Origin of the sequence: Curtobacterium sp. MCLR17_039, assembly GCF_003234745.1 — a bacterium.
Lineage (GTDB): Bacteria > Actinomycetota > Actinomycetes > Actinomycetales > Microbacteriaceae > Curtobacterium > Curtobacterium flaccumfaciens.
The window spans coordinates 113,364-122,528 of the sequence record NZ_QKTF01000010.1 but is presented as its reverse complement, the minus strand read 5'-3'; the positions used below and the strand labels follow the sequence as shown (position 1 = coordinate 122,528).

General features: G+C 70.6%; 7 protein-coding genes. 5 read left to right on the top strand and 2 right to left on the bottom strand.

The window, feature by feature from the left end:
• Positions 1–49: 49 nt before the first annotated feature.
• Positions 50–1,048: a LacI family DNA-binding transcriptional regulator gene (locus tag DEJ00_RS13060; RefSeq protein ID WP_071247856.1), complete on the bottom strand. Its 999-nt coding sequence runs from the start codon at positions 1,046–1,048 to the stop codon at positions 50–52.
• Between the two features lie 165 nt (positions 1,049–1,213).
• Between DEJ00_RS13060 and DEJ00_RS13055 the strand changes: the two genes are divergently transcribed.
• From DEJ00_RS13055 to DEJ00_RS13040, 4 genes are read left to right on the top strand one after another with little or no spacing between them, the layout of a single operon-like run.
• Positions 1,214–3,229 (top strand): glycoside hydrolase family 127 protein, encoded by a 2,016-nt coding sequence (locus DEJ00_RS13055; RefSeq protein ID WP_111057640.1) that lies wholly within the window; start codon positions 1,214–1,216, stop codon positions 3,227–3,229.
• Between the two features lie 5 nt (positions 3,230–3,234).
• Positions 3,235–4,542, top strand: coding sequence for a sugar ABC transporter substrate-binding protein (locus DEJ00_RS13050; RefSeq protein WP_258373681.1), 1,308 nt, complete (start codon positions 3,235–3,237; stop codon positions 4,540–4,542).
• Between the two features lie 56 nt (positions 4,543–4,598).
• Positions 4,599–5,567: a carbohydrate ABC transporter permease gene (locus tag DEJ00_RS13045; RefSeq protein ID WP_027466165.1), complete on the top strand. Its 969-nt coding sequence runs from the start codon at positions 4,599–4,601 to the stop codon at positions 5,565–5,567.
• A gap of 4 nt (positions 5,568–5,571) precedes the next feature.
• The gene (locus DEJ00_RS13040; protein ID WP_027466164.1) at positions 5,572–6,525 is read left to right on the top strand and encodes a carbohydrate ABC transporter permease; all 954 of its coding nucleotides are present in this window, start codon (positions 5,572–5,574) and stop codon (positions 6,523–6,525) included.
• A 193-nt stretch (positions 6,526–6,718) separates the two neighbouring features.
• Here DEJ00_RS13040 and DEJ00_RS13035 read toward each other — a convergent pair whose 3' ends face one another.
• Positions 6,719–7,768 (bottom strand): substrate-binding domain-containing protein, encoded by a 1,050-nt coding sequence (locus tag DEJ00_RS13035; protein ID WP_081827356.1) that lies wholly within the window; start codon positions 7,766–7,768, stop codon positions 6,719–6,721.
• A 180-nt stretch (positions 7,769–7,948) separates the two neighbouring features.
• On the opposite strand from DEJ00_RS13035, the gene chvE reads away from it, so the two are divergent.
• On the top strand, positions 7,949–9,076 hold the full coding sequence (chvE, locus tag DEJ00_RS13030; RefSeq protein WP_027466162.1) for a multiple monosaccharide ABC transporter substrate-binding protein: 1,128 nt from the start codon (positions 7,949–7,951) through the stop codon (positions 9,074–9,076).
• Positions 9,077–9,165 lie beyond the last annotated feature (89 nt).

The following is a 9,165-nucleotide window of genomic DNA, read 5'->3' as shown; positions in this document are numbered from 1 at the left end:
CGGGGTGTCGTGACCGCCCGACCACGGCGGACGGGGTGCCGTGACCGCCCTAGGCGCCGACGGTGCTCTCGCGGATGACGAGCGACGGGGTCACGGCCGCGGACGACGCCGTCCCGCCGTCGATCAGGGCGAGGAGCGCCTGCCCCGCGACGCGTCCGAGCTCCTCGAGCCGCAGGTCCACCGTGGTCAGCGGCGGCCTCGAGGCGAGCGCCATCACGTCCCAGTCGTCGAACCCGGTGACCGCGACGTCTCCGGGCACCGAACGCCCGAGCTCCCGCAGCCGGTCGCACACGCCCCGGGCGATCTGGTCGCTGCCGCAGACGATCGCGTCGACGTCGGACGACTCCCGCGCGAGCACGTCCACCGCCTGCCGCCCCCAGCGCTCCGACCACTCGCCGTACAGCGGGTCGGTGACCAGGTGCGACCCGAGGACCGACGAAGCGCCGGCAACCCGTCGTGCCGCGGACCGGTGTCGTGCCGGCCCCGTCACGATCGCGACCCGCTGCCGCCCGAGCGAGCGCACGTGCGAGGCGACGAGCGCCGACCCGGCGGCGTCGTCGAGGGTGATCGACACGTCGGAGTCATCGGTCGAGGGTGTGAAGGCGTAGACGACGGGGATGGACACGTCGATCGGGGGCCGGGCGTCGGCGGAACGGCCGGTCACGATGATGCCGTCGACGCCGCGGGCCGCCAGGGAGCGCAGGTAGTGGGCCTCGCGCACGTGGTCGTCGCGGGTGTCGCACAGCAGGACGGCCATCCGCCCGGCGGACAGGGCGTCCTCGGCGCCGAGCAGCACCGGGATCGAGAAGCGGCCGAACGAGTCGGTGGTGATCATGCCGACGGTGTAGGTCCGTCCCGACGACAGTGCACGGGCCCGGGCATCGCCGACGAACCCGAGCTTCTCGGCAGCTTCCTTCACCCGCAGCCGGGTGGCGTCCCGCAGCTGCCCGGTGCCGTTCAGCGCCTTCGACGCGGTGCCGATCGACACCCCGGCGAGCGCCGCCACGTCGGTGATCCGGATCGGCTGACCGGTGCGTTCGAGCGTCACGGCAACCACCTTTCCGACGTTCAGGACGTGCCGATGACCTTACACAAAACCGCCGGGACGCCCTTGCGCGGCGTGCACCCCGTGTCGTAACGTCCACCGCAGAAACCGTTTTCCGGATGGCCAGCCTCATCCGAACGGCACCGAGTCACATCGCAAGGAGGCGACATGACCACCACGCTCGCGACCGATCGCGGCGCGCACACCGCGACCCCGGTCCTCCCGACCGCCGACGCGCACCTCACGCTCCGGCCGCTGCCGACCGGCGACGCCCGGATCACCGGCGGCTTCTGGGCGCTCCGTCAGGAGCGCAACGGCCGCGACGCCGTCCGCAGCGGCTACCAGCAGCTGGAGACGGCCGGCAACTTCCGTAACCTCCGCATCGCCGCCGGGCTCGAGCAGGGCGAGGCCGTCGGCCCGATCTTCATGGACTCCGACGTGACGAAGTGGCTCGAGGCCGTGGCGTGGGAGTACGGCCGCGCGCCCGCCGAGGACCTGCTCGACCTGCAGCGCGAGGTCACCGCCCTGTACGCCCGGGCGCAGGCCGACGACGGGTACCTGGACTCCGTGCAGCAGGTGCGCGGGAAGGGTGAGCGGTACACGGACCTCAAGTGGAGCCACGAGATGTACTGCGCCGGTCACCTGTACCAGGCGGCCGTGGCGCAGCTCCGTGCGACGGGCGACACCGGTCTGCTCGACGTCGCGATCAAGAACGCCGACCACCTGGTCCGCACGTTCGGCGACGGCACCGCACCCGACGGCACACCGAAGACCCGCGACATCGACGGCCACCCTGTCGTCGAGATGGGCTTGGTCGAGCTGTACCGCGAGACCGGCAACCGTGACTACCTCGACCTGGCGCACTGGTTCGTCGACGCCCGCGGGCACGGCATCATCGAGCGCGCCGGCGGCGAGCCGACGTACTTCTCCGACCGGGTGCCGAGCCGGCGGGCCACGACCGTCGAGGGGCACGCCGTCCGCGCCGTGTACCTGGCTGCGGGTGCCGTGGACGTCGCGATCGAGACCGGGGACACCGAGCTCCTCGCCGCGAGCGAGACGCAGTTCGCGGACATGATGGCAACGAAGGCCTTCATCACCGGCGGCCTCGGGGCGCGCTGGGACTGGGAGGCGTTCGGCGACCCGTACGAGCTGCCGACCGACCGCGGCTACGCCGAGACCTGCGCGGCGATCGGCGGGGTGCAGTGGGCCTGGCGGCTGCTGCTCGCGACCGGCAAGCCGGTCTACGCCGACGCGATCGAGCGCTTGCTCTACAACGCGTTCCTCGCCGGGGTGAGCCTGGCGGGCACGGAGTACTTCTACGTGAACCCGCTGCAGCAGCGCGACCACGCCCACCAGGACGAGAACCGTTCCCCCGCCCACGGGCGACGCGGATGGTTCGACTGCGCCTGCTGCCCGCCGAACATCATGCGCACCTTCGCGAGCCTCGACGGTTACCTGGCCACGGCGACCGACGGCGGGCTGCAGATCCACCAGTACGCCACCGCCGACCTCGGTCCTGTGCGGGTCGAGACCGACTACCCGCACGACGGCCGCGTCCGTGTCACGGTCACCGAGGACGGCCCGCTCACCCTGGGCCTGCGGATCCCGGCCTGGTCGGACACCACGACCGTCACGGGCCCGGGCGGGTCCGCGAGTCCGACAGCAGGCACGCTGCACGTCGTCGACCGCGAGTGGTCGGCAGGCGACACGGTCGAGCTCGTCTTCGACACGACGCCGCACCGCTACGTCGCCGACACCCGCATCGACGCCGCCCGCGGGCAGGTCGCGATCGAGCGCGGCCCGCTCGTGTACGCGGTCGAGCAGGCGGACCAGCAGGGCTTCACGGTCGACGACCTGACGGTCGACGCGGACGCGCCGATCACCGAGGAGCGCCGCGACGACCTGCTCGACGGCGTCGTCACGCTGCGGATCCCGGGCCACGCCCCGGCCGAGCACGTGCAGCCGGCCTGGCCGTACCAGCGTCTGGACGCGACCCGGTCGGGAGGCGCGGATCACGCCGGAGACGTGACCGACGTCGACGACGTGGCCGGTCCGCAGGGCGTCACCACGGGCCTCCAGGCTGGTGACGACGGCCGCGACGTCACCGCGACCGCCGTCCCGTACTACGCGTGGGCCAACCGGGGAGCCGCGCCGATGCGCGTCTGGCTCCCGCTGGCGCGGTGACCGGCATGGACCGCCGAGCGTTCCTCGTCGGCGGCGTCGCCGGCGGGGCCGCACTCGCCCTGGCCGGGTGCTCCGGCACCCTGCCGAAGGTCGTCGCGAAGCCCGCGAGCTTCGGGAAGAAAGCGACCGGCACCGTGCAGGTGTGGTGCCGGTCGGCGACCCAGGCCGGCCTGACGTCGGCCGTCGCCGGGTTCAACAAGGCGAACCCGGCGCTGCAGGTCCAGCTGACGCCCGTGCCGGACGCGCAGTACGTGACCAAGCTCGCGACCGCGATCCGCGGGGGTGAGCCACCGGACGTCGTGGACATCGACGACATCAACTCGCAGCTGTTCATCTTCCGCGAGGCGTTCGCCGACCTGACCGACGTGGTCAAGAACCTGGACTACTTCGACGCGATCTCACCGGGGCACCTGCGCCTGCTCGAGTACCGCGACCGGTACTACGGCCTGCCCTACCTGGCCGACAACTCGCAGCTGTTCGTGAACACCGAGCTGTTCGAGCGTGCGGGCCTCGACGTCGAGGAGTCGACGAAGGACCTGTCCACGCTGCTCGACGCGGCGAAGGCCATCCGGAAGCTCGACGACGACGTGTACGGCTGGTCGATCTCCGGCAACGCCGCCGGCATCATCGGCTTCGTCACGCAGCCGCACGTCTGGGCGACCGGGGTCGACATGATGACCGGCGAGGTGGGATCCCAGCGGGCGAACATCACCGGCAACGACGCCCTCGAACGCATGCTCGAGTTCTACCGGCAGCTGTGGAAGGACGGCGTGCTGTCGAAGGCGACGTACTCCGACGCCGGCACCACGTGGGGTGCCGACTTCCGGGCCGGCAAGGTGGGGATCTTCCCGACCTCGTACGGGGCGACCGTGCCCGCGGCCACCAAGGCGATGCGGGCGAAGATGCAGACGGTGCTCATCCCGTCGTGGGACGGCCAGCGGTCGTTCTTCGACGGCGGCGACAACATGTGCATCCCGAACGGGGCGGCGAACCCGTCCGGTGGGTGGGCGTTCATGCAGTACGCGAACGGCCTCCAGCAGCAGCAGGCACTGCCGGACGGCGGGTACTTCCCGACGCGGTCGGACGCCGCCACCCCGGAGTACCGCAAGCGGTTCCCGCTGGCGTACGGGCCACTCGACGCCATCGACAAGGGCTACGCACCGCAGACGCTGGCGTACAACCTGCTCAACAACCAGCCGTCGTCGCCGTACTTCGCGATGTTCCGCGAGGCCGTGTTCGGGTCGGGGAGCGCTGCCGCCATGCGGACGGCGCAGTCCGACTACCAGCGGATCCTCGACCAGGTGCAGGCCTGAGCCTGCCTGTCTTCTCCGCTCGTCTCGCTCTTGTTGATGCACAGAGAGGTGCACGCATGTCGACCATCTCCACCCGGCGCCCCGCCGGCCGGACCGGCCCGGGCCGTCCCACCGTGGGCCGCCGCCCGGGGCGTGGCGGCTCCGTCCGGACCCGCAACTCGCTCACCCACCCGCCGCGCACCGGCGCCGTCCTCGTCGCCCCGGCGATCCTGTTCGTCGCCGTCTTCGTGCTCGTCCCGCTCGTGTTCGCGCTCTACATCTCGTTCACGAACTGGCCGCTGATCGGCCCGTACCGGTTCATCGGGCTGCAGAACTACCTGACGCTGTTCCAGGACCCGACGTTCGTGCACGCCATCGGCTACACGCTGCTGTACACGGCGATCGTGACCCTGCCGATCCTGGCGCTCGGGTACTTCCTCGCCGTGCTCGTCCGCGCACGTCGCCGTGGCAGCACGATCCTGCGGACCGTGTTCTTCCTGCCGTACGTGGTCGGGCTGACGACGCTCTCGTTCATGCTCGTGCTCGAGGCGCAGCCGAACTCCGGAGCCGTCAACATGGTGCTCCGCTGGCTCGGGATCACCGACGGCAGCACCGCGTGGCTCGTGAACGGTCCGCTGGCGACGCTGCTCATCTGCGTGCTCGTGGTGTGGGCGGTGTCCGGGCTGACCATGGTGCTGCTCATGTCGGCGATGCAGGGCGTCCCCGACGAGGTCTACGAGTCGGCGCAGCTCGAGGGGGCCTCCTGGTGGCAGACCGAACGCCTCATCACGTTCCCGATGATCCGCTCGACCGTCGCGCTGAGCGTCATCATCTCGGTGATCGGGTCGCTGCTCGCCTTCAACCAGTTCTACATCCTGACCCAGGGCGGGCCGGGCACCGAGACCACCACGATCGTGAACGCGATCTACAACCGCGGGTTCGTGAACCTGCAGCTCGGGGCCGCGACCGCCCAGTCGATCGCCCTCGTCGTGGTGATCGCCGCCGTGACGGTGTTCCAGTTCTGGGCACTGCGAGAGAAGGACTGACGCCATGAGCACCACGACCTCCCGTGCGGCCCTCGCGGCGCCGGACCTGTCCACCAGGACCCTGACCACCACGGGTGACGGCCGACGTCGGCGCCACCAGCAGGGCAGCGTCCAGCACCCCCGCGACACCACCGTGAAGCGCACCCTGTACGCGATCGCCGGCATCGGTTCCGCCCTCGTGTTCGGCGTCCCGCTCATCTGGTCGATCCTGCGGGCGTTCCAGTCCGAGGCCGTCATCACGCAGGCCCCTGACCCGGCGACGTTCTTCCAACTCGGGTGGCAGAACTTCGCCGCCGTGTTCGCCTCGTCCTCGCACCTGCTCACCGGCGTCGTGAACTCGCTCATCGTGTCGATCGCCACGGCGGTGCTGACCGCGGTGATCGCGACGATGGCCGGCTACGGGTTCGCCCGCTTCCGGTTCCGGGGCGCCGGGCTCGTGTTCGGCCTGGTGCTGCTGACGATGATGGTGCCGTTCCAGGCCATCCTCACGCCGCTGTACCTCGAGATGAACGCCATGGGGCTGACGAACTCGCTGCTCGGGCTCGTGCTGTTCTACACGACCGTGAACCTGCCGTTCGGGGTGTTCGTGATGCGCAACGCGTTCGAGTCGATCCCCACCGAGCTCGAGGACTCGGCCTTCGTCGACGGTGCCTCGCGCTTCAGGGTCGTCGTGTCGGTGCTCCGCCCGCTGCTCCTGCCGGGGGCGGCGACCGCGGCGCTCTACGCGTTCCTGGCGTCGTGGACGGAGTTCCTCGGAGCCCTGACGTTCCTGACGAAGGACTCGCTGTACACGCTTCCGGTCGCGCTGCTCAACCTGCAGACCGGGGCGTACGGGCAGGTGTCGTACGGCAACCTCGTCGCCGGGTCGGTGGTGGCGATGATCCCGTGCATCGCGCTGTACGTCGGGTTGCAACGGTTCTACGTCGCCGGGCTGTCGTCCGGGGCGTTGAAGGGCTGACGGTCGGGTCAGCTCGCCGGCGGCGCCCCTCGCACCGTGCGAGGGGCGCCGCCGGTGTGGTGCGAGGTTGCGTACTCCGTGCGGGGCGCAGGGGCTCGCACCGAGTACGGAACCTCGCACCAGGCCGAGCGCGCGGCGCGGACCTCGCACGGTGCGAGCGCGCGGCACCGGACCTCGCACGGTGCGAGGGGCGCTACGTGCTGCGCCGCACCACCAGCTCGGGCGCGAGCAGTGTCTCGTCGCGGGGCTCCCCCTCGACCAGGGCCCGCACGGTGTCGAGCACCCGCTCCCCCATCGCCCGGAAGTCCTGCCGCACGGTGGTCAGCGGCGGCGTGAAGTGCGCGGCCTCGGGGACGTCGTCGAACCCCACGACCGCGATGTCGTCCGGCACCCGCAGCCCCTCGTCGGCGAAGGCGTGCAGCACCCCGAGGGCCATCTGGTCGTTGCCCGCGAAGACGGCGTCGACCGTCCCCACGTCGATGTGCCTGGCGGCCGCGAAGCCGCTCGCCGGGGTCCAGTCGCCCTCGAGCACGACCGGTTCGAGCCCGGCGTCCTGCATGATCCGCACGTAGGTGGCACGACGCACCTCGGACTCCTGCGACACGTGCGGTCCGGCGATGTGCACGATCCGCCGGTGTCCGCGGTCGAACAGGTGCTGCATGACGAGCGAGGTGCCGGCCGCCTGGTCGATGGCGACGGCGGCGACGCTCGGTGCGACCGGGGTCCGGACGGCGTCGCGCTGCACGGCGTTCGACACCACGACGGGCACCGTGACCGGCACGGTGAGCGACGCGAGGGCGTCGAGCACCCGGTTGTCGGCGGCGACCAGCACGATCGCGGCGACGTCCTGCGCGAGCAGCGTGGTGAGCGCCCCGGACAGGTCGGACGGCCGCGGCTCCTCGGGCAGGGTCGACAGCAGCACGTGGTACCCCGCGGACCGCGCGGCCCGTTCGAAGCCGATCGAGGTGCTCGACGGCCCGTACAGCGCGTCGCCGGCGGTGATGATGCCGAGCGCCTTGCTCCGCCCACCGGCAAGCGCCCGGGCGGCGGCGCGGGGTCGGTACCCGAGCTCGGTGACGGCGTCGGTGACCTGCGTCCGGTACTGCTCGCGGACGGTCGGGTCGCCGTTGATCACGCGGGAGACGGTCTGGTGGGACACGCCGGCGCGTTCGGCGACGTCGAAGATCGTCGGGGCCTTCCGGCGCTTGCCGCCCCTGCCCTCGGGGGCGGTCGTGGTGCTCACGTGGCCAACCGTACCGCTCGGTCCGGCCGCCGCGGCAAGATCACGAAACGGCGGTGTTGAGTTGACACCCCGTCACGGAACCCACATGATGTGAGCGCTCACACGAGCGCATCCCACGGGGCACAGCAGCCCCGGCACCCGACCGCGTCGAGGACGACGCGAAGGAACAGAGGTACTTCGATGATGAAGCGCAGGATCATCGCGGGCGTCGCAGCCGTCGGCATCGCGATCTCGCTGGCCGCTTGCTCGGCCGGCGGCCGTGCGTCCACCGATGGTGGCGGCAGCGGCGACAACAAGGGCGCCCTCGTCGGCGTCGCCATGCCCACCAAGGTCTCCGAGCGGTGGATCAAGGACGGCAACGCGGTCAAGAGCGACCTCGAGAAGGCCGGCTACAAGGTCGACCTCGAGTACGGCGACAACAAGGTCCAGCAGCAGGCCCAGCAGGTCAGCAACATGATCACCAAGGGCGCGAAGGTCCTGATCATCGCGTCGATCGACGGTGGCGCGCTCTCCGACCAGCTCGACGCCGCCGCCAAGGCCGGCATCAAGGTGATCTCGTACGACCGCCTGCTCACGGGCAACAAGAACGTCGACTACTACGTGTCCTTCGACAACGAGAAGGTCGGCGTCGACCAGGCGAACAGCCTGCTCACCGGCCTGGGTGTGCTCGACGCTGACGGCAAGAAGACCGGCGAGAAGGGCCCCTTCAACATCGAGGTCTTCGCCGGCTCGCTCGACGACAACAACGCCGGGTTCTTCTTCAACGGCGCCATGAAGACGCTCAAGCCGTACCTCGAGGACGGCACGCTGAAGATCCAGTCCGGCCAGGACCAGCTGTCCCAGGCCGCGACGCAGCAGTGGGACCCGGCCACGGCCAAGGCCCGCATGCAGAACCTGATCGCCAAGTCCTACTCGGGCGGCACCACGCTCGACGGCGTGCTCTCGCCGTACGACGGCATCTCGATCGGCATCATCTCGGCGCTCCAGGGCGCCGGGTACGGCACGAGCGACCGTCCGCTCCCGACCGTCACGGGCCAGGACGCCGAGGCCGCCTCGGTCAAGTCGATCATCGCCGGCCAGCAGTACTCGACGATCTACAAGGACACGCGCAAGCTCGCCAAGCAGTCGGTCACCATGGCCGAGGACCTGCTCACCGGCAAGAAGCCCGAGGTCAACGACACGAAGAGCTACGACAACAAGGTCAAGGTCGTCCCGACCTTCCTGTTCCAGCCGACGGTCGTCACGAAGGACAACTACAAGGAAGTCCTCGTGGACTCGGGGTACTACACCGAAGCCGACCTGAAGTAGTCAGGCCCATCTCACGGACCGGAGGCGCGGTGCCAGACCGCACCGCGCCTCCAGTCCGTCTCCACCAGCGCGCCCACGCGCGCACGACG